The sequence below is a fragment of the Kitasatospora sp. NPDC005856 genome (assembly GCF_040629945.1).
Classification (GTDB): Bacteria; Actinomycetota; Actinomycetes; order Streptomycetales; family Streptomycetaceae; genus Kitasatospora.
This window is the reverse complement of sequence record NZ_JBEXWT010000041.1, coordinates 1-20,533: the sequence shown is the minus strand read 5'-3', so window position 1 is coordinate 20,533 and position 20,533 is coordinate 1. Positions and strand designations below refer to the sequence as shown.

Sequence of the window (20,533 nt, the reverse complement as noted above, 5' to 3'; positions counted from 1 at the left end):
CTACGGCTTCTCGGCCGGCTCCGGCAGTTCGCGCTCGTCGAGCCACTGCCCGGGGCCGGCCGGCGCGTACGCGGCGTAGGTCTCCTCCTCGCGCAGCCGGCGGGCGGTGCCCAGCACGGACACGTCCGGGGCGTGGTCCAGCACCCCGCCGGAGGGGTCGTCGCTGCCGTCCCAGCGGACCGGGTCGTGGTCCGGGTGGAGGACGTCGCGGACCACCAGGACGACCAGGTAGAGCGTGCCCAGCAGGTGCAGCCCGATCGCGAAGTGGTACCAGCCCTCGCCGATCCCGTGCTGCTTGGTGCCGGTGACCAGGGCCAGGTGGGACCAGATGCCCAGGGTGTAGAGCACCTCGCAGGCCTGCCAGATCAGGAAGTCCCGCCAGCGCGGCCGGGCCAGCACCGCGAGCGGCAGCAGCCAGAGCGCGTACTGCGGCGAGTACACCTTGTTGACCAGCACGAACAGCGCGACCACCAGGAAGGCCAGCTGGGCGAAGCGCGGCCGGCGCGGGGCCGAGAAGCCGAGCCACGCTATGGCCAGGCAGCCCAGCACCATCAGCACGCCGATGTAGACGTCGAGGGAGGCCAGTCCGGCGCCGCGGCGCTGCATCAGGATCAGCCAGAACGAGCCGTAGTCCTCGCCGCGGTGCTTGCTGAACACGTAGAAGGTCGACCAGCCCCGCCAGTTGGCCAGCATGATCGGCAGGTTGACCACCAGCCAGGCGCCGACCGCGCCGCCCAGCATCACCCGGAACTCGCGCCACTTCCCGGCCCGCCAGCAGAGCACCAGCAGCGGGCCGATCAGCAGCAGCGGATAGAGCTTGGCCGCGGTGGCCAGGCCGATGAAGACGCCGGCCCAGCCCGGCCGGGCGCCGGCCCACCAGGCCATCGCCACGGCGGCCAGGGCGACCGCGAGCAGGTCCCAGTTCACGGTGCCGTTGAGCAGCAGGACCGGGGCGAGCGCGAACAGCAGCGCGTCCCACGGACGGCGCCGGTGGGTGCGCGAGAGCGCCACCGCGACGACCACCGCGCAGGCCATCAGCATCCCGGCGTTGATCGCCCAGAACCACTGCTCCTGGCTCTGCTGGTTCCCGCCGCCGGGCGTCAGCCAGGCCGCGACCTGCATGAACAGGCCGGTCAGCACCGGGTACTCGAGGTACTGGAGATCGCCCGAGGAACCGGGGATGCGGTCCACGTACGGGTGCAGCCCGGCCGCGAAGCCGCGTCCGGAGAACAGGTGCGGGACGTCGCTGTAACAGGCGTGGATGTACTGCGGCGAGCCCGGCTGGAACCAGGCCTGCTCGTAGCAGGGCAGCTTCTGCACCATGCCGAGCACCGACACCACGATCACCGCGAGCGCCAGGAAGCGCGCCGGGATCCACCAGGAGACCCCGAGCAGCGCCCGGCGGCCCGGGGGCCCGCCGAACACCTCGCTGCCGGCCGCCGCCACCGGGTCCTCGTCGGCCGGGACGACCACGGTGTTGACCGGTGGCGCGGCCGTGGCGACGGCTGCCGGGAGGGGCCCTGCGGCGGCGCCGGACCCGACCGGGCCGGCGGTTTCGTCACGATCGCTCGACGTCATGCCGGACATCCTGCCGCACCGGTCCCGCCGGGACGAGGAGGACCCCGCAACGGTCCCCGTCCCCGCGCGGCGGGCGGAGGGCCGACCGCAGCGGGACGGCCGTGCCGGAGACGGCGGCGATCAGGACGAAAAGCGGCGGTACGGCAGACGAGAACGGCGGTGGCGGCCCTCCGAGGAGGACCGCCACCGCCGTTCCGGTTTCCGCCGGGCCCGGGCTACTGCCCGGCCGTGACGCCCTGCTGGCCACCGCCGCCGGTGCTGCTCGGCGTCGGCTTGCCGCCGCCCCCGCCCGGCTTGCCGCCGCCGCCCGGCGTCGCGCTGTCCGTCGGTCCCGGGGGCTGCGTCGGGCAGCCGACCAGCGGCAGACAGCTGTTGCCCGGGTGCGGGTTCCTGCTGTTCGACGGGCTCGGCTGGTCACCGGGGCAGTCCACACCGGGCACGCAGGTCTGGGTGGGCTGCGGCTGCACCGGCGGCTGCGGCGCCTGCGACTGGGGCTGCACCGGCGCCGACGGGGTGTCGGTCGTGGTCGGCGTGGCCGCCGCGGTGGCCGTGGACGGCGCACCGGAGGAGTCCACCTCGGTGCCCACCGGCTGCGGGGTCGGGAAGTCCATCTTCTTCTCGTTGGCCAGCGCGGCCCTCATGTACCGGGTGAAGACGTCGGTCGGGATGTCACCACCGTGGATGGACTCCTTGCCGCCGGTGCCGTTGAGCGACTGCCGCTCGTGCTTGGTCGGGTCCTCGCGCCACATCGCCACGCTGGTCACCAGCTGCGGGGTGTAGCCGACCCACCAGGCCGACTTGTTCTGGTCGGTGGTACCGGTCTTGCCGGCCACCGGGCGGCCCAGGTCCTTCGTCTTCTTGCCGGTGCCGTTCACGGCCACGTTCACCAGCACGTCGGTGACGTTGTCGGCGACGGCCGGCTCCAGGGCGACCTTGAGCTCCTTCTTGCCGAAGCCGGGGCGCTCCACGCCGCTCACCTCGACCTTGGTGACCGAGTACGGCTCGGCCTCCTTGCCGCTGGCCGCCAGGGTGCCGTAGGCGGTGGCCATCCGGATCGGGCTGATGGTGGAGGTGCCGAGCGGGAAGGTCGCCGTCTTCGGATCGGCGAGGCTCTCCTTCTTGATGCCCATCTGCACCGCGATGTCGGCCACGTTCTGGCCGCCGACGTCCTGGTTGAGCTGGACGAAGGGCACGTTGTACGAGAACTGCATCGACTGCCGCAGCGAGACGTAGCCGCGCTTGCCGGAGTCCTCGTTCTTCTGCCGGTACGGCTTGCCGTCGTCGCCGATCACCAGCGAGCCGTCCGGCTTGCGGATCTCGGACATGTCGTCGGCCAGGTAGCGGCTGTCGGCGTTGATCCGCTTCGGCTTGCCCTTGTCGTCCTTCGCGGTCTGCACGCCGACCTGCATCGCGGTGGCCAGCACGAAGGGCTTGAAGGTCGAGCCGACCTGGACGCCGGTGGCGTCGGCGTTGTTGTCGAAGTGGCCGTTCTCCACGCCGTCACCGCCGTAGAGGGCGACGATCGCGCCGTCGCCGGGGCGGATGCTGGCGGAGCCGAACTGGATGTTGGTGTCGTTGTCCGGCCGCTTCTGCGGGTTGAGGTTCTCCGCCTTGACGTCGTCGACGGCCTTCTTCAGGGCGTCGACCTTGTCCTTCTCGAAGGTGGTGTAGATCTTCAGGCCGCCCCGGTCGATCATCTGCTGAGTGATCGTCTTGTCGGTGGCCATCACGTACTTGTTGGCGGTGTCGACCAGGTAGCTGATCTCACCGTTCATGTTGGAGCTGGGCTTCTGCGGGATCGGGTCCGGGAACGCGTTGCACTTGGCGCGCTCGTCCGGGGTGATGGCCTTGGTGTCCACCATCTGGTCCAGGATCCAGTTCCACCGGCCCTGCGCCCGCTCCTTGTTGGCCGGGTTGGTGGGGTCGTAGTACGTCGCGCCCTTGAGCAGTCCGGCCAGCATGGCGCTCTGGCAGACGTTGAGGTCCTTGGCGTCCACCCCGTAGTACGCCTGGGCGGCCGCCTGGGCGCCGTTCGCACCGCGGCCGAACCAGCTGGTGTTCAGGTAGCCGGTGAGGATCTCCTCCTTGCCCTTGTCCTGGTTGATCTTCAGCGTGATGAAGAACTCCTTCACCTTGCGGCTGAGGGTCTGCTCCTGGCTCAGGTAGGCGTTCTTCACGTACTGCTGGGTGATCGTCGAGGCGCCCTGGGTCTCACCCCCCTTGGCCATGTTGTAGACCGCGCGGAGCATGCCCTTGGGGTCGATGCCGCTGTCGGTCTTGAAGGTCTTGTTCTCCGCGGCGATGACGGCGTTCTGGAGATTGGGACTGATGTCCTTGAGGTCGACGATCTGACGGTTGGTCTGCCCCTTGCGGGTCATCTCCGTGTTGTCGGCCCAGTAGTAGATCGTGTTCTGGTTCTGCACCAGGTCGTTCAGCTCCGGGACCTTGGTGGTCTGGTACAGGTAGAACACCAGGCCCACGAAGCAGCCGAAGACCAGCAGGAAGCCGCTCAGCCACTGCTTCCAGGACGGCAGCCAGCGCCGGACGCCGGTCTTGCCGAACCGCGGGTAGTCGATGAACCGCTTCTTGCCGGGGCCGGCGGCCGCGGCGGCTGCCGCGGCGTCACCGCGCCGGCCGCCGCCACCCTTGCCCTTCTTCTGGGCAGCCTTGCGCATCTCCGCACGGGTCATCCGGGGTTGCTGTGCGGTCTCCCTGACCCCCGAGGGGCGGCCCCGGCCGACGCCGTCCGAGCGCAGCTCATCGGGCCCCGGCCCACCGCCCCGACGGCCGCCGCCTCCCGGGGGCTGCTGCCCGTCACCGCCCGGGTCGGGCGTCCTTCGCCGTCGTTCGCTCATCTTCCAGCCACTCCTCGCCAGGCGTTTCCAGCCTGAAGGCAGGGTTCACGTCCGATGCCCGCAAACCGCCCTGATCCCGGAGGTGGTCCTCGTGCACACGCGACAGCGTACGCAGCACGGAAATACAACTAATCGGACATCAGTTGCCAATGCCCGCAAAACGGCAACAGATCATTACACGCCCGTTGCCAAGCTCACCCGCGCGTCGGCTTGTGATCACATTCACGCGTGCCCCCCTTGCCCGTTCCGAGGGCCGGGTTTACTGTTCTCGATATATCGAGCCGATACATCGAAGCGGAATACCGCCGGATGCGACGGCCGGACGGAACGCCGAGAGGGAGGAGGAGGACGGCCATGGGCAGACGCTCAGGCGTGCTGGAGTTCGCCGTCCTCGGACTGCTCCACGACGCCCCGATGCACGGTTACGAGCTGCGCAAGCGGCTGAACATCCTGCTCGGCACGTTCCGGGCGCTCTCCTACGGGACGCTCTACCCCTGCCTGAAGAGCCTGGTCGCCCAGGGCTTCCTGGTCGAGGACAACCCCGACGTCGAGTACGTCCCGGCCACCGCGCTCAACGGCAAGCGGTCCAAGATCGTCTACCGGCTCTCCGCGGAGGGGAAGCAGCGCTTCGAGGAGCTGCTCGCCGACTCCGGCCCGGACGCCTGGGAGGACGAGCACTTCGGCGTGCACTTCGCCTTCTTCGGCCAGACCGACCGGGCCGTGCGGATGCGCGTCCTGGAAGGACGCCGCAGCCGGCTGGAGGAGCGGCTGGAGCGCATGCGCAGCTCGCTGGCCCGCGCCCGCGAGCGGTTCGACGACTACACCGTCGAACTCCAGCGGCACGGACTGGAGTCCGTGGAGCGCGAGGTCCGCTGGCTCAACGAGCTGATCGAGACCGAGCGGTCCAACCGCACCGGCCGATCCGGCCCCGACGCCGGCGGCGGTACCGCCGGCCCCCACAAGACTTCGGACGGCCGTGGCCAGGAGACCGGGTCCCAGGACCCCTCCGGGCCGCCGTACGACCGACCGGGGCGCTCCGCCCAGGAGCGCTGACACCGCGCCAGCCCTGTGCCGCGCGGCAGGATCGGGCGCCTCGCGCCCGTACATGCAGTCATCGAAGAAGCAGGACGAGTTCCGCCTACCCCGGCGGGCCTCATGAGATCACAGGGAGCAACCGGAATGGGTTCGGTTCGCGTAGCCATCGTCGGTGTGGGCAACTGCGCCGCGTCGCTGGTGCAGGGTGTCGAGTACTACAAGGACGCCGACCCGGCCGGCAAGGTCCCCGGCCTGATGCACGTCCAGTTCGGTGACTACCACGTCCGTGACGTGGAGTTCGTCGCCGCCTTCGACGTCGACGCCAAGAAGGTCGGCTTCGACCTGGCCGACGCCATCGGCAACAGCGAGAACAACACCATCAAGATCTGCGACGTGCCGCCGACCGGCGTGACCGTCCAGCGCGGCCACACCCTCGACGGCCTGGGCAAGTACTACCTGGAGACCATCGAGGAGTCCGACGAGGCGCCGGTCGACGTCGTCCAGGTCCTCAAGGACCAGCAGGTCGACGTCCTGGTCTGCTACCTGCCCGTCGGTTCCGAGGACGCGGCCAAGTTCTACGCCCAGTGCGCCATCGACGCCAAGGTCGCCTTCGTGAACGCCCTGCCGGTGTTCATCGCGGGCACCAAGGAGTGGGCGGACAAGTTCACCGAGGCCGGCGTGCCGATCGTCGGTGACGACATCAAGTCCCAGGTCGGCGCGACCATCACGCACCGCGTGATGGCCAAGCTGTTCGAGGACCGCGGTGTCATCCTCGAGCGCACCATGCAGCTGAACGTCGGCGGCAACATGGACTTCAAGAACATGCTCGAGCGCGAGCGCCTGGAGTCCAAGAAGATCTCCAAGACCCAGGCCGTCACCTCGCAGATCCGCGACCGCGAGCTGGGCTCCAAGAACGTCCACATCGGCCCCTCGGACTACGTGGCCTGGCTGGACGACCGCAAGTGGGCCTACGTCCGCCTGGAGGGCAAGGCCTTCGGCGACGTCCCGCTGAACCTGGAGTACAAGCTGGAGGTCTGGGACTCCCCGAACTCCGCCGGTGTCATCATCGACGCCGTGCGCGCCGCGAAGATCGCCAAGGACCGCGGCATCGGTGGCCCGATCCTGTCGGCCTCCTCGTACTTCATGAAGTCCCCGCCGGTGCAGTACTTCGACGACGAGGCCCGCGAGAACGTCGAGAAGTTCATCCGCGGCGAGGTCGAGCGCTGAGCGCAGCGAGGTTCGCGACTGTCGGGTACCGAGCGCTGAGCGCAGCGAGGTTCGCGACTGTCGGGCACGGAGCGCTGAGCGCCTGACCGCCCGGGGCTCGCGCAGCCCGTAGGAAGGGTCCACGGTCCACGGATCGTGGACCCTTCACTTTTTCGCGGCCGATGTTTCACGTGAAACGGTGACCGGTTCCATGGCACTCTGGGCGGGTGGCGATCACCGATGACGGCAGCACCCACCAGTCCGCGCACCGCGCCACGCTCCTCGACCTGTTGAAGGGCCGCGACTTCCGGCGGCTGCTGACCGCCCGGGTGCTCTCCCAGCTCTCGGACGGCGTCTTCCAGGTCTCGCTCGCCGCGTACGTGGTGTTCTCCCCGGAGAAGCAGTCCTCCCCCGCCGACATCGCCTCGGTGCTGGCCGTGATGCTGCTGCCGTTCTCGGTGATCGGCCCGTTCGCCGGCGTGCTGCTGGACCGCTGGCGCCGCCGCCAGGTGCTCTACTTCGGCAACCTGGCCCGCTTCGTGCTGGGCCTGGGCACCGGCGCGCTGCTGCTGGCGCAGGCGCCGACCTGGCTGTTCTTCGCCTCGGCCCTGCTGGTCACCGCGCTCAACCGGTTCATCCTGGCCGGGCTGTCCGCCGCCCTGCCCCGGGTGGTGGAGCAGGACCAGCTGGTCACCGCCAACGCCCTCTCCCCCACCCTCGGGACGGTCGCCGCCGCCTCGGGCGGGGGCATCGGCTTCGCGCTGCACCAGCTGATGGCTCCCGGGCCGACGGCCGACGCCGCCCTGGTCACGGTGGCCGCACTGCTCTACCTGTCGGCCGCGCTGGCCGCCCGGCGGATGGACCGCGACCTGCTCGGCCCGGAGCAGCACGAGGACCGCCCGGGGATCGGCCAGGCGCTGGTCCGGGCCGCCCTCGAACTCGCCGCCGCGGTGCGCCACCTGGTGCGGGACTGCCGGCCCGCCGTGCACGCGCTGGCCGCGGTCACCGCGGCCCGGTTCTGCTACGGCGTGCTGATCGTGGTGGTGGTGATGCTCGCCCGGTACACCTTCAACGACCCGACCGACAGCGCGGCCGGGCTGGTCACCCTCGGCCAGGCGGTGGGCCTGTCCGCCGCCGGGTTCTTCGTCGCCGCGCTGGTCAGCCCCTGGTGCACCCGCCGGCTGGGCCTGGCCGGATGGATGACGGCCTGTCTGGTCGCCCCGGTGGTCTTCGTCCCCGCCCTGGGCCTGAGTTTCTCGCTGGTGCCCTGCCTGCTCGCCGCCCTGCTGCTCGGGGTGGTCACCCAGGGCACCAAGATCTGCGCCGACACGGTGGTGCAGGAGTCGGTGGAGGACGAGTACCGCGGCCGGGTCTTCGCCATCTACGACGTGCTGTTCAACGTGGCCTTCGTGGCCGCCGCCCTGGTCACGGCGCTGGTGCTGCCGCTGTCCGGCCGCTCGGTCGCGGTGGTGCTGGGGGTCGCCGGGGTATACGCACTGACGGCGGTCCTCTACCTGCGCGCCGCCCGCCGGAGCCCGCTCCCCCGGTGACCAGGCCTCCTGGGCCACCTCCGGGGCTCGTGGCCGAAGGCGTCCGACGGACTCGCTAAGGTACTCGAACCTGTCGGATCGACAGAACTCTGTTTCGGGGGACGAACTGATGAGCACACCGCCGAATCCGTACGGCCAGGCCCCGGTCGGGCCACCCGTCGGGACGCCGTACGGGGCACCCGTGCCCCCGCCGGCCGCGCCCTACGGACCGCCGCCGGGCTACGGGCAGCCCGCGCCGCCGGCCCCGCCCGGCTACGGCCCGCCGCCCGGGTACGGACAGCCGCCCGCCTACGGCCAGCAGCCGTACGGGCAGCAGCCGCCCGCTCAGCCCTACGGTCAGCAGCCGTACGGACAGCCGGCCCCCGGACCGTACGGGCAGCAGCCGCCCGCCGGCCCCTACGGCCCGCCCCAGCCCGCCCCGGCGGGGCCGCCCGCGCCGGCCGCCAAGCGCGGCATCCGCTCCAAGCTGCGGATCGTCGGCGTGGTCGGCGGCTGCCTGGCGCTGGCCGTGGGCTACTTCGTGGCCGGGCCGAGCGTCAGCAGCGCCAAGCCCGGCGACTGCGTGAAGGCGAGCGGATCCCGCGATGTCGAGATCGTCAAGTGCACTGACAGCAAGGCGAATTACCGCGTCCTCGCGAAGTTCGAGGGCACCACGGACATGACCCGCTGCAAGCAGACGCCGCAGACCACGAGCGTGGTCTCGGGCAAGAGCGGCCGCCGCTGGAACAAGAAGCGGTACGTGCTCTGCCTCGGCCCGCTGGCGCCCGCCACCACCGGCGTCCCGCCGGTGAAGAAGTCCTGAACTCTTCCGCTCTCCTTCCCGGGGGACCTCCTTGTCCGCTCCGCCTCCGCCTCCGCCCCAGATGCCGTACGGCCCGCCACCGGGCGACGGCAACCCGTACGCCTCCGGCGGCTCCTACGGCGCCCCGCCCCCACCGCCGCCGGCCGGGTACGGCTACCCGAGCCCCCCGCCGCCACCCGGCTACGGCTACCCGGGCGCCCCGCCGCCCGAGCAGCCGTACGGCGCCCAGCCGCCGGCGGGCGGCTACGGGTACGGGTACCCGCCGGCGCCGACGGACGGGACCACCTGCCGGTTCTGCGGCGGCTACCCGGCGGTGGACGCCACCGTCCGCGGCCACCAGGGCCTGATCATCGCCTACCGGATGCTGCGGATGACCGGCCCGTTCTGCCGCACCTGCGGAACGGCGACGGTGCGCGACATGTCGGCCCGGACGCTGGTCCAGGGCTGGTGGAGCCTGGTGTCCTGGCTGCTGACCCCGATCACGCTGCTGCTGAACCTCGGCCCGCACAACAAGTTCAAGCAGCTGCCGCCGCCCGTCCCGGGCAGCCACGGCCCCCAGCTGAACCCGGGCGTCCCGCTGACCAGCCGGCCGCACCTCGCGATGCTGCTGGTGCCGGTCTCGCTGGCGGTCACCGTGGCCCTGGCCGCGAGCGGGGTGCTCGGCCCGAAGAAGAACGACCCGGTCGCCTACCCGACGCCGACCTCCACCACGCTGACCTTCTCGCCCACGCCGCTGCCGAGGCCGACCTCCACGACCCCGGTCATCCCCTCGCCGACCTTCACGCTGCCGGTCCCGACGCTGACGCTCCCGCCGGTCGCCACCCCGACCGACTCGGACAGCAAGGTGGACTCGGCCAACCCCGGCGACTGCCTGCGCAACGCGAACGGCACCAGCGAGACCACCGACACCAACCCGAAGATCACCGTGGTGCCCTGTACCGACACCAAGGCGCAGTACAAGATCGTCTACAAGTACCTCGCCACCTCCGACGAGAAGGTCTGCGAGAAGCAGCCGAAGTCGGACAGCTGGTACACCAGCAAGCACCCCAACCTCCCGGCCCTGGACTACGTGCTCTGCCTGAAGCAGCTCAAGTAGCCCGGTACGGACGAGGGGTGGACCCGGCGCCAGGCCGGGACCACCCCTCTCGCGTTTCCGGAACCGAACCCGGACCCGAAGCCGGACCCGAACCCGAACCCGGAACCGGTTCCCGAGCCGGGCTCAGCTCGGCCCCGCTGCTCAGCCCTGCTGCTCGGCCCACCAGGCCCGCAGCGCCCCGACCGCCTCGTCGTGCTCCAACGGGCCGTGCTCCAGCCGGAGTTCGAGCATGTGCTTGTACGCCTTGCCGACCTGCGGGCCGGGCTTGAGGCCGAGCAGCTCCATGATCTGGTTGCCGTCCAGCGCCGGGCGGACGGCGTCCAGCTCCTCCTGCGCCTTCAGCTCACCGATCCGGGTCTCCAGACCGTCGTAGGTGCGGGAGAGCGCGGCCGCCTTCTTCTTGTTGCGGGTGGTGCAGTCGGAGCGGGTCAGCTTGTGCAGGCGCTCCAGCAGCGGCCCGGCGTCGGTGACGTAGCGGCGCACCGCCGAGTCGGTCCACTCGCCGCCGCCGTAGCCGTGGAAGCGCAGGTGCAGCTCGACCAGGCGCGAGACCTCCTCGGTGAGCTCCTTGGAGTACTTGAGCTCCCGCATCCGCTTGCGGGTCATCTTGGCGCCGACCACCTCGTGGTGGTGGAAGGAGACCCGGCCGTCCGACTCGAAGCGGCGGGTGCGCGGCTTGCCGATGTCGTGCAGCAGCGCGGCGAGCCGCAGGGTGAGGTCCGGGCCGTCCTGCTCCAGGTCGATGGCCTGCTCCAGGACGGTCAGCGAGTGCTCGTAGACGTCCTTGTGCCGGTGGTGCTCGTCCCGCTCCAGCCGCAGCGCGGGCAGCTCGGGCAGCACGTACCCGCACAGGCCGGTGTCGACCAGCAGCCGCAGGCCCTTCACCGGGTACTTGGCCAGCAGCAGCTTGTTCAGCTCGGCCTGGACCCGCTCGGCGGAGACGATGGTGATCCGCTCGGCCATCGCGGTCATCGCGGCGACCACCTCGGGCGCCGGTTCGAAGTCCAGCTGGGCGGCGAAGCGGGCGGCCCGCATCATCCGCAGCGGGTCGTCGGAGAAGGACTCCTCGGGGGTGGCGGGGGTGCGCAGCACCCGGGCCTCCAGGTCCTCCAGGCCGTGGTGCGGGTCGACGAAGCCGCGGCCGGGCAGGTCGACGGCCATCGCGTTGACCGTGAAGTCCCGGCGGACCAGGTCCTCCTCGATGGTGTCGCCGTAGCTGACCTCGGGCTTGCGCGAGGTGCGGTCGTACGCCTCGGAGCGGTAGGTGGTGATCTCGATCAGGAAGGAGCCCTCGGGGGTGTCCTTGCGGGCGCCGACCGTGCCGAAGGCGATGCCGACGTCCCAGACCGCGTCCGCCCAGCCCTTGACCAGCTTGAGCACCTGCTGCGGGCGGGCGTCGGTGGTGAAGTCCAGGTCGTTGCCGAGCCGGCCGAGCAGCGCGTCCCGGACGGACCCGCCGACCAGCGCCAGCCGGTGACCGGCCGCGTGGAACCGGCGGGCGATCTCGTCGGCGACCGGCGACACCCGCAGCAGCTCTTGGAGGCCGAGGGTCTGGGCCTCGCTCAGGCCTGGTACGACCTGGACGGCGGTGCTGGAACGGTCGGTGCGCGCGGTGGGCTCATTGGCAGTGGACACGGCTCACAAGGGTACGTGCCCCGGCGGGTCAACCGCCCGCGCGTTCTGGGCGTCTCACCCCACAGCCCGCAACACTGCACCGCAGGCAGCATCGTTACCATGCCGGTGGACGAGTCTCGGACACCGGACAGGGGACGCGGTGTCGCGCGCCGCCGCCACCCGCGGAATCCCGCGGCGGCGGTGCGGCGACGGAGTCGGGCGAAGAGTTCCACGAGTCAAGCGAAGAGCGTCGGGCGGACCGCCGGACGGACAGCATCAGCAGCGAACGATCGAGAACGGCGAGGGCGAAGCGAGTGAGTGAGCCGGCACGGCACTCGGGCCTGGGGGCGCACCGACAGCCTGGACGGGCCGAGCGCCCCGCCGAGGGGCGTCATCCGGCCCGCCGGGCGCGCCGCGCGGGTGCGCGCCTGGCCGCCGCCTGCGCGGCCGCCCTGACCTTCTTCACGGCCACCCCGGCCGGTGCGCTGCCCGCGGGCGGCAACGTCCGGCCGGCCGGGGACTCCTCCGCCACGGCCGAGTACCCGGTGGTGATGACCATCGACACGCTGAGCCCGCAGGTGGCCACCCCCGGTGGCACCGTGACGATCACCGGACGCGTCACCAACGCCGGCAAGTCGGCGGTCAAGGGCGCCCACGCGGCCGTCCGCAAGCCGAACTACGGCAAGCCGCTGGACCGGCGCAGCGACCTGGCCAACGTGGCCGCCCGCTCCACGCCGGACGGCAAGGACGGCGTGGAGCTGGACAGCCCGCAGTACGCCCTGCCGGAGCTGAACCCGGGGCAGAGCCAGCCGTACACCCTGAGCGTCGCCGTGAGCGACCTCGGGCTCTCCGCGAGCGGCGCGTACGAGCTCGCGGTGGACGCCTGGGGCGGGACCGCCGACAACCCGCGCGACCGCGCCCTGGGCATCGCTCGGACCTTCCTGCCGTACAACCCGGGCGGCGCCGAGGCGCAGCCGACGAAGGTCGCCACCATCTGGCCGCTGGTGCACGCGCCGGTGCTGGCCGCCCAGACCACCACCGACAGCAACGACCAGCCCGTGTCGGTGCTGCGCGACGACAGCCTGGCCGCCGAGTTCGCCCCGGGCGGCCGGCTGTACGAGCTGGTCGACACCGGCGCCAAGCTGAACGGGCTCACCTGGGTGATCGACCCGGACCTGCTGGACGCCGCGCTCGCGATGACCAAGCCCTACCGGGTGCAGAAGCCGGGCACCGAGGAGTCGGGCAAGTCGGCCAAGGACGAGAACACCGTCCAGGTCCCCGCCTCGGCCGCCGCCGTCGCCTGGCTGGACAAGCTGCGGGCCGCCGTCGCCAAGCCGGGCTCCCAGGTGGTCTCGCTGCCGTACGCGGACCCGGACCTCGCCTCGATCGCCCACAACGGCTCCGACCTGGCCGGGATGACCACCGCGCTGAGCAAGGCGGCCACCGCCGGCCGGCTGACCGTCGAGGGACGGCTCGCGGTGGACACCCGCTCGGACGTCGCCTGGCCGTTCCAGGGCTACCTCGACCAGCAGATCGCCTCGCTCGCCCAGCAATCGGGCAGCGGGCTGGTGCTGGTCAACGGCGCGAGCATGCCGGAGTCGGACTCGCTCAACTACACCCCGACCGCGGTCCGCCCGATCGGCGGCGGCCAGAGCGCCGTGGTGGCCGACGAGACCGTCTCCGCGCTCTTCGACCGGGACCTCAGCAGCCCGCAGGCGCAGACCGACACCGCCCAGCGCTTCCTCGCCGAGACCTTCGCGATCACCCACGAGCAGCCGCAGAACCAGCGCGGACTGCTGGTCCTGCCCCCGCGCGAGCTGAGCGCCGCCGGAGCCAAGGCGCTGGCCGGCGCCCTGCAGACGGCGGACGGCAAGTGGATCTCCTCGGTCAAGCTGGACGCGGTGGCCCAGTCCCCGGCCGACCCGAAGGCCAACACCGCCGTCCCGGCGCCCACCGACTACCCGACCCAGGCCCGCGCCTCGGAGCTGCCGGCGGCCGACCTGAGCCGTACCGACGACATCCAGCACGACCTGGACACCCTGATGCGGGTGCTCACCCTGCCGCAGCGGGTGCGCGGCCCGTTCAGCGCCGCGATGGTCCGCTCGCTGTCCACCGAGTGGCGCAGCCTGCCGCCGGCCGGGAGCACCTACCGCACCGGCGTCACGAAGTACCTGAAGGAGCTGACCGGCGCCGTCCAGGTGCCGAAGAAGAACGTCGTCACCCTGGCCGGCGACACCGGTCTGCTCCAGGTCAGCGTCCGCAACGACCTGACCCAGACGGTCACCAACCTGAAGCTGGTGCTCACCTCGGCCCAGCCGAACCGGCTGCGGGTGAGCAAGGAGGAGGAGCTGGTCCTCCCGCCCTCGCAGAGCGTGACCCTGCGCTTCAACGCCGAGGCGCACAACAACGGGTCGGTCGCGATGACCGCCCAGCTGTGGACCACCGGCCCCGACTCCCGGCCGTACGGCGAGCCGCAGCAGTTCAGGGTCGAGGTGACCTCGGTGACCAACGGGGTGCTGTACATCTTCGCGGGCGCCGGCGTCCTGCTGCTGCTGGCCGCGCTGCGCTTCGTGCGCCAGCGCAAGCGGCGCGGCGGGCAGCCGCACGAGGACGGCGACCAGCCGGTCGGGGACGCCCCGGCGGCGGGCGGCACCGGGGGAGCGCAGAGCCCGGCGGAGGACACCGCGCAGGGTCCGGCGGAGGACGCCGCACGGGGCCCGGCCGAGGACGCCGCCCCGGGGACGGCCGCGGATCCCGCCGGGGCCCCGGCACCGGACGGGGCGGGCGGGACGGACGACGCCCCGGGTGACGGTCCCGCGCAGACACCGCGCGGCAGCAGCCCGGATGGCCGGGATCGGGCCGCCAGTGATGAGAAGGTTGGTCCTTGATACCGCCGACCCCCCGCACCGCCGGGCCGGCCTCCCCCCACGACAGCGAAGAGGTGACATGACCGGGCGCAGCGAGGAGCGGCCGCCGGGCCGCGGTGAGAGCCGGCCGGGCGCCGAGTCGCCGTCCGGCGACTGGTACGTGGCCGACACCTACGCCCAGGACCCGTACGCGGCGGACGCGTACGGGTACCCGCAGGACGGCCAGGACCCGTACGGTCTGCGGGCCGGTCGGCCCGCCGCGCCCCAGCCGCCGGCCGCCGCGTACGACGTGCCGCCGCAGCTGCCGCCGCAGGGCGGCGGCTACCCGACGCCGGTGCCGACGACCCCGTACCAGGCCACCGAGCAGTTCTCGGCCCCGGTGCCGCCGGTGCAGCCCGGCTGGGACGCCCCGGCGCAGGCCGCCTGGCCGCAGGAGCCGGCCCCGGCGCAGCCCGCGGGCGGCCACTGGGGCGGCGTCGAGCAGCCCCGGCCGCAGTGGGAGCCGGGCCCGGCGCACTCCGCCTGGGACACCGAGACCACCGAGTACGTCGGGGTGGACGCCCTGTTCGGCGGCCGCCCGGCGCAGGCCGCGGCCCAGCCGCCGGTCCCGCAGCCCTCCCCGGCCCCGCAGCCGGTCCAGCCGACCGCCCCGCCGGCCGGCCCCGCGCCGTACCCGCCGCCGGTCGGCTACCCGGGGCAGCCGCAGCACGGCGGCGCTCCGGGCGGGCAGCACCACTTCGTGCCGCCGATCGAGTTCGACCCGCCGCTCTCCGAGGAGGAGGCCACCATGCAGGTGGCCGCCGTCGCGGTGCCCCCGGCGGTCGAACCGCTGGCGGACCTCCGCACCGAGGAGCAGGCGGCCCGGCACGCGGCCGCGCCCGCCGCCGAGCCCGCCGAGCCCGCCAAGCCGGCCGGTGGCGGCAAGGTCGCCAGCCTGCTGAACTCCAGCGCGATCATGGCGGCCGGCACGCTGGTCTCCCGCGGCACCGGCTTCGTCCGGACCATGGTGATCACCGCCGCCATCGGCGTCGGCGTGATGGGTGACTCGTACAACGCGGCGAACACCCTGCCGACCCTGCTGTACATCCTGATCGGCGGCGGCGCGCTCAACGCGGTCTTCGTGCCGCAGCTGGTGCGCAGCATGAAGAACGACGAGGACGGCGGCATCGCGTACGCCAGCCGGCTGCTCACCCTGGTGATGGTCGGGCTCGGCGGCGTGGTCTTCCTGGCCGTGCTCGGGGCACCCGTGCTGGTGCAGCTGATCGCCCACCCGATGATGGCCACCCCGGAGCTCGCCGACACCACGGTGGCGCTGGCCCGCTACTGCCTGCCGACCATCTTCTTCATGGGCATCCACGTGGTGATGGGCCAGATCCTCAACGCCCGCGGCCGCTTCGGCGCGATGATGTGGACCCCGGTCCTGAACAACATCGTGGTGATCTTCACCTTCTCCGCCTACATCTGGGTCTACGGCGGATTCGGCACCACCCACGTCACCCCGGAGGGCATCTCCCCGGAGGGCGTGCGGCTGCTGGGCCTCGGCACCCTGATCGGTCTGGGCGTCCAGTCGCTGGCGATGATCCCGTACCTGCGGGCCGCCGAGTTCCGCTTCCGGCCCCGCTTCGACTGGCGCGGCCACGGCCTGGGCAAGGCCGCCCGGCTGGCCAAGTGGACGTTCCTCTTCGTGCTCGCCAACCAGGCCGGCTACCTGGTGATCACCCAGCTGTCCACCAAGGCGGGCGCCGCCGCGGCGGCGGCCGGCCACAACGGCGTCGGCCTGGCCGCGTTCTCCAACGCGCTGCTGATCTGGCAGCTCCCGCAGGCCGTGATCACCGTCTCGATCATGAGCGCGGTGCTTCCCCGGCTCTCCCGGGCGGCGGCCGACGAGGACGCCGGCGCGGTGCGCGACGACATCTCCTACGGTCTGCGGACCACCGCGGTGGCGGTCGTCCCGGGGGCCTTCCTGTTCCTGTCCCTCGGCCCGGTGATCGGCCGGGCGATCTACGCGGTCGGCGGCAACGACACCGTCCTGAACGACGCCACCAACGTCGGTCTGATGCTCTCCGCGTTCGCCCTGGGCCTGATCCCGTACTCCGCCCAGTACGTGATGCTGCGCGGCTTCTACGCCTACGAGGACACCCGCACGCCGTTCTCCAACACGGTCTGGGTGGCGGCCTGCCAGGCCGGCTTCGCCCTGCTGTGCTGGCTGGTGCTGCCCGCCGAGTGGACGGTGATCGGCCTCGCCTTCGGCTACGGCCTCGCCTACGCCGTCGGAGTGATGGTCGCGCTGCCGAAGTTGAAGAAGCGGATCGGCGGACTGGACACCAAGCGGATCGGCCGGACGTACAGCCGGCTGGCCGCCGCCTGCGTCCCGGCCGCCCTGGTCGGCCTCGGCGCCAGCCTGGGGGTCCAGCAGGTGCTCGGCGGCTGGCCGGGCAGCGTGGCGGCCCTGGTCGTGGCCGGCGGACTCCAGCTGGCGGTCTTCGTGCTCATCGCGAAGCGCCTGCGGATCGAGGAGCTGAACGCCATGCTGGGCATGGTCCGCGGCCGGCTGGGCCGCTGACCGTCCGACCACCGTCCGATCACCGTCCGATCACCGGCCGGACGAGCGGGCGCCCTGACCGGGCGTCAACCGGAGCGAGAGGCTCCTCCGCTCGTCCGGCCGAGTGCTCGGGCACCGGTTGGTTCGGGTCCGCCCGACCGCCGGATGGCGACCAGGTGTCGGATCTGCACCACATCTCTCCACCCCTGTGCAACCGAGCGGACGTCTCAGCGGTCGTACCCGGTGGAGAAGAGTGGGCACAATTGTCCTGGAGCACAGGGCCGCCGACCCTCGGGCTCCAGCGACTCTCTCAGGCCGGGGCGACACAAGGGGAGGCAGGACCACGGTGGCTGATGGCACCAAGGCGGTCGTCGACACGTCAGCAGCTGACGCGGCGACGGACGAGGCCGCGCTGGCCGCGGCGATCGACGAGCTCGCGGGCTCGGAGGACGCCGGCGACAGCACCTCCGCTGACACCCGCAAGGGCGCCGGCGCCGCTGCCGCCACCCCCGGGCGCACCGACGAGGACGGGGACGGGGACGTGACCGCGGACGCGGACGCGCCCGGGGACGGCGCACCGGTCGCCGAGCCGGGCTCCGCGACCGGTGAGGAGACCTCGGAGATCACCGCCCCGCTCTCCGTGCAGGAACTCCGCGCCGAACTGGCGGCCGGCTCCCCCCGGAAGAAGCCCGCCGACCCCGCCCGCCCCGCGCGCCGCCCCACCGACCCCCAGCCCACGGTCGACCCGCGCGACACCGCCACCCTCCCGCGCACCCTCCCCGCCCCGCAGCGCCGCAGCGGCGACATGATCGGCCACCGGTACCGGCTGGAGGAGTGCATCTCCCAGACGGAGACCTTCAGCAGCTGGCGCGCCGTCGACGAGAAGCTGCGCCGGGCCGTCGGCGTCCACCTGATGGCCTCCGGCCACCAGCGGGCCCGCAAGGTGGTGGCGGCCGCCAAGTCCGCCGCCCTGCTCGGCGACCCGCGCTTCGTCCAGGTGCTGGACGCCGTCCACGAGGGCGAGCTGGTCTACGTCGTCCGGGAGTGGCTGCCGCACTCCTCCGACCTGGCCAAGCTGCTCGCGAACGGCCCGATGGAGCCGCACGAGGCGTACCAGATGGTCCGCCAGGTCGCCGACGCCGTCGCGGCCGCCCACCGGCGCGGCCAGGCCCACCTGCGGCTCACCCCGCGCTGCGTGCTGCGCACCGACAGCGGCCAGTACCGGATCAACGGCATCGCGGTGGACGCCGCCCTGCGCGGGCTGCCCGCCGAGGGCGCCGAGGAAGCCCAGCGGGCGGACACCCGGGCGATCGGCGCACTGCTGTTCGCCGCACTCACCCACCGCTGGCCGTACCCGGAGGACCGCTACGACCTCCAGGGCCTGCCCAAGGGGCTCCAGAACGCCGCGCCGGACCAGGTCCGCGCGGGCGTCCACAAGGGCCTGTCCGAGCTCGCCGCGCGGGCCCTGTTCGACCAGCCGCCGCACCATGCCCAGCCGATCACCACGCCGGAGGAGCTGGTCCGGGCGATCGCGCAGATGCCCCGGATCCGCCAGCCCGAGCCGGAGCTGCCCGCCTTCCCGGCCCCGCCCCGGCACAACACCCACGCGCTGCCCACCGCGCCCAACCCGACCCGGGTCGCCGACGCCACCGTCGCCCCGCTGCCCGCCTCCTCCCGCCCGGCCTCCTCCCGGCGCGCCAGGCGGCGGCTGCGCCGGGTGGTCAAGGCCACGGCCTGGACGGTCGCGCTGGGGGCGATCGGCGTCGCCTCCTGGCAGTTCGTCGACAGCCTGCGCCACACCGGGCCGGCCACCGCGTCCCCGCTCCCCTCGGCCACCAGCACCGCGCCGAGCCCGCAGGCCAGCACCCACAACCCGGTGCCGCTCACCGTCAAGGACGCGCTGTCGTACAACCCGCTGGGCGAGGGCCTCGAGGGCAAGGACAGCCTGGCCAACGCCATCGACGGCAAGATCGAGACCCAGTGGACCACCCAGTGGTACGAGGACCAGTTCTCCCCCAGCCTCTACAAGGCGGGCACCGGTCTGCTCCTCGACCTCGGCTCGCCGCAGCCCGTCAGCTCGGTGAACGTCCAGTTCGCCGGGGGCGGCCACACGGCGGAGCTCCGGGTGCCGAACGCCTCGGCCGCGGCCAATCCGACCCGTGCCCCCCTCGCCGACTACACCGTGGTCGGCAAGAAGAGCGGCAACGCGGCGGACTTCACCCTGGACAACCCGGTCACCACCCGCTACGTCTTGGTCTGGCTGACCGGACTGACGAAGGATCCCGACGGCAAGTACCGCGGCCACGTCGCCGAGGTGAAGGTCTCCGGCTGATCCGACGGCCGCGGTGACGCGGGACGGACCGGCGGCCGGGAGGGAGGGGTGACAGTGACGGACGGCGCGGAGCGGACGGACGACGACGCGGCGCTGCTCGCCCGGCACGTCGCCGGCGACCCGGCGGCCTTCGGCCTGCTGGTGGACCGCCACCGCGACCGGCTCTGGGCGGTCGCCCTGCGCACCCTGGGCGACCGCGAGGAGGCCGCCGACGCCCTCCAGGACGCCCTGGTCTCCGCCTTCCGCGCCGCCGCCGGCTTCCAGGGCCGCTCGGCGGTCACCACCTGGCTGCACCGGATCGTGGTGAACGCCTGCCTGGACCGCGCCCGGCGCGGCGCCACCCGCCGCACCACCCCGCTCGACGACGACCCCCAGCGGCTGGACACCCTGGTCGGCACCGCCGAGCCGGCCGACTTCCCGGTGGTCCGGGCCGAGCTGCACCGCGAGGTGACCGCGGCACTCGCCGAGCTGCCCGCCGAGCAGCGGGCCGCCCTGGTGCTGGTCGACATGCAGGGCTACCCGGTGGCCGAGGCGGCCGAGCTGCTGGGCGTTCCGGTCGGCACCGTGAAGAGCCGCTGCGCGCGCGGCCGGGCCCGGCTCCTCCCCCTGGTCCGGCACCTGCGCGAGCCGGATGTTTCACGTGAAACACCGCCCGCCCGCGGCTCGGCCCCGCCGCGCCGGGGCGCCCCGGGGAACCCGAAGCTCCCCGGCACCGTCACAGGGACGGGCCCGAGCACCGGCCGGACGGTTCTGGAAGGAGACGCGAGCACCCGATGAACGCCCACCCCTCCTTCCCCGACCCCGCCGACGACCACCCCCCGGTCGAGCAGCTGGCCGACCTCGCCGAGGGTCTGATCGACGCCCCGGACACCGTCGGGGCGCTGCGCCGGCACCTGGACGGCTGCGCGGAGTGCCGGGAGACCGTCGCCGCCCTCGCCGAGGTCCAGGCGCTGCTCGGCGACGTGGAGACCCCGCCGATGCCGGCCGACGTCGCCGCCCGGCTGGACGCGGCGCTGGCCGCGGCCGCCGCCGAGGCCGCCGGGAGCGACCGCGAGG

At 72.7% G+C, this 20,533-nt stretch carries 12 protein-coding genes and 1 pseudogene; 10 read left to right on the top strand and 3 right to left on the bottom strand.

The window, feature by feature from the left end:
- Entirely contained in the window at positions 1–1,578 is a 1,578-nt protein-coding gene (locus ABZ449_RS23795; protein WP_360349257.1) for a glycosyltransferase 87 family protein, read from the bottom strand.
- Between the two features lie 215 nt (positions 1,579–1,793).
- The gene (locus ABZ449_RS23790; RefSeq protein ID WP_360349254.1) at positions 1,794–4,268 is read right to left on the bottom strand and encodes a transglycosylase domain-containing protein; all 2,475 of its coding nucleotides are present in this window, start codon (positions 4,266–4,268) and stop codon (positions 1,794–1,796) included.
- Positions 4,269–4,787: 519 nt separating this feature from the next.
- Between ABZ449_RS23790 and ABZ449_RS23785 the strand changes: the two genes are divergently transcribed.
- From ABZ449_RS23785 to ABZ449_RS23765, 5 genes are all read left to right on the top strand, one after another.
- The gene (locus tag ABZ449_RS23785; protein WP_360349252.1) at positions 4,788–5,486 is read left to right on the top strand and encodes a helix-turn-helix transcriptional regulator; all 699 of its coding nucleotides are present in this window, start codon (positions 4,788–4,790) and stop codon (positions 5,484–5,486) included.
- A gap of 126 nt (positions 5,487–5,612) precedes the next feature.
- Complete coding sequence (locus tag ABZ449_RS23780) at positions 5,613–6,695, top strand: inositol-3-phosphate synthase (protein ID WP_360349249.1); 1,083 nt, start codon at positions 5,613–5,615, stop codon at positions 6,693–6,695.
- Positions 6,696–6,901: 206 nt separating this feature from the next.
- Complete coding sequence (locus ABZ449_RS23775) at positions 6,902–8,224, top strand: MFS transporter (RefSeq protein WP_360349246.1); 1,323 nt, start codon at positions 6,902–6,904, stop codon at positions 8,222–8,224.
- A gap of 109 nt (positions 8,225–8,333) precedes the next feature.
- A complete protein-coding gene (locus ABZ449_RS23770) occupies positions 8,334–9,026 on the top strand; it encodes a hypothetical protein (protein WP_360349243.1) in 693 nt (230 codons plus the stop codon).
- A 61-nt stretch (positions 9,027–9,087) separates the two neighbouring features.
- On the top strand, positions 9,088–10,122 hold the full coding sequence (locus tag ABZ449_RS23765; RefSeq protein WP_360349240.1) for a hypothetical protein: 1,035 nt from the start codon (positions 9,088–9,090) through the stop codon (positions 10,120–10,122).
- Between the two features lie 141 nt (positions 10,123–10,263).
- Here ABZ449_RS23765 and ABZ449_RS23760 read toward each other — a convergent pair whose 3' ends face one another.
- The gene (locus ABZ449_RS23760) at positions 10,264–11,688 is read right to left on the bottom strand and encodes a CCA tRNA nucleotidyltransferase (RefSeq protein ID WP_360349382.1); all 1,425 of its coding nucleotides are present in this window, start codon (positions 11,686–11,688) and stop codon (positions 10,264–10,266) included.
- A gap of 362 nt (positions 11,689–12,050) precedes the next feature.
- Here ABZ449_RS23760 and ABZ449_RS23755 point away from each other — a divergent pair, with 362 nt between their 5' ends.
- From ABZ449_RS23755 to ABZ449_RS23735, 5 genes and pseudogenes are all read left to right on the top strand, one after another.
- Positions 12,051–14,624: a DUF6049 family protein gene (locus ABZ449_RS23755; RefSeq protein WP_360349237.1), complete on the top strand. Its 2,574-nt coding sequence runs from the start codon at positions 12,051–12,053 to the stop codon at positions 14,622–14,624.
- A gap of 58 nt (positions 14,625–14,682) precedes the next feature.
- A complete protein-coding gene (gene murJ, locus ABZ449_RS23750) occupies positions 14,683–17,166 on the top strand; it encodes a murein biosynthesis integral membrane protein MurJ (protein ID WP_360349234.1) in 2,484 nt (827 codons plus the stop codon).
- Between the two features lie 325 nt (positions 17,167–17,491).
- Positions 17,492–19,477 carry a serine/threonine protein kinase gene (locus ABZ449_RS23745; protein ID WP_360349231.1) on the top strand — a complete coding sequence of 662 codons (1,986 nt, stop codon included), beginning with the start codon at positions 17,492–17,494 and terminating at the stop codon, positions 19,475–19,477.
- A 54-nt stretch (positions 19,478–19,531) separates the two neighbouring features.
- Positions 19,532–20,254 carry an RNA polymerase sigma factor SigM gene (gene sigM, locus ABZ449_RS23740; protein ID WP_360349379.1) on the top strand — a complete coding sequence of 241 codons (723 nt, stop codon included), beginning with the start codon at positions 19,532–19,534 and terminating at the stop codon, positions 20,252–20,254.
- Positions 20,251–20,533 (top strand): annotated as a pseudogene (locus tag ABZ449_RS23735) (hypothetical protein); the annotation flags it as partial. The gene sigM and the pseudogene ABZ449_RS23735, both read left to right, overlap by 4 nt.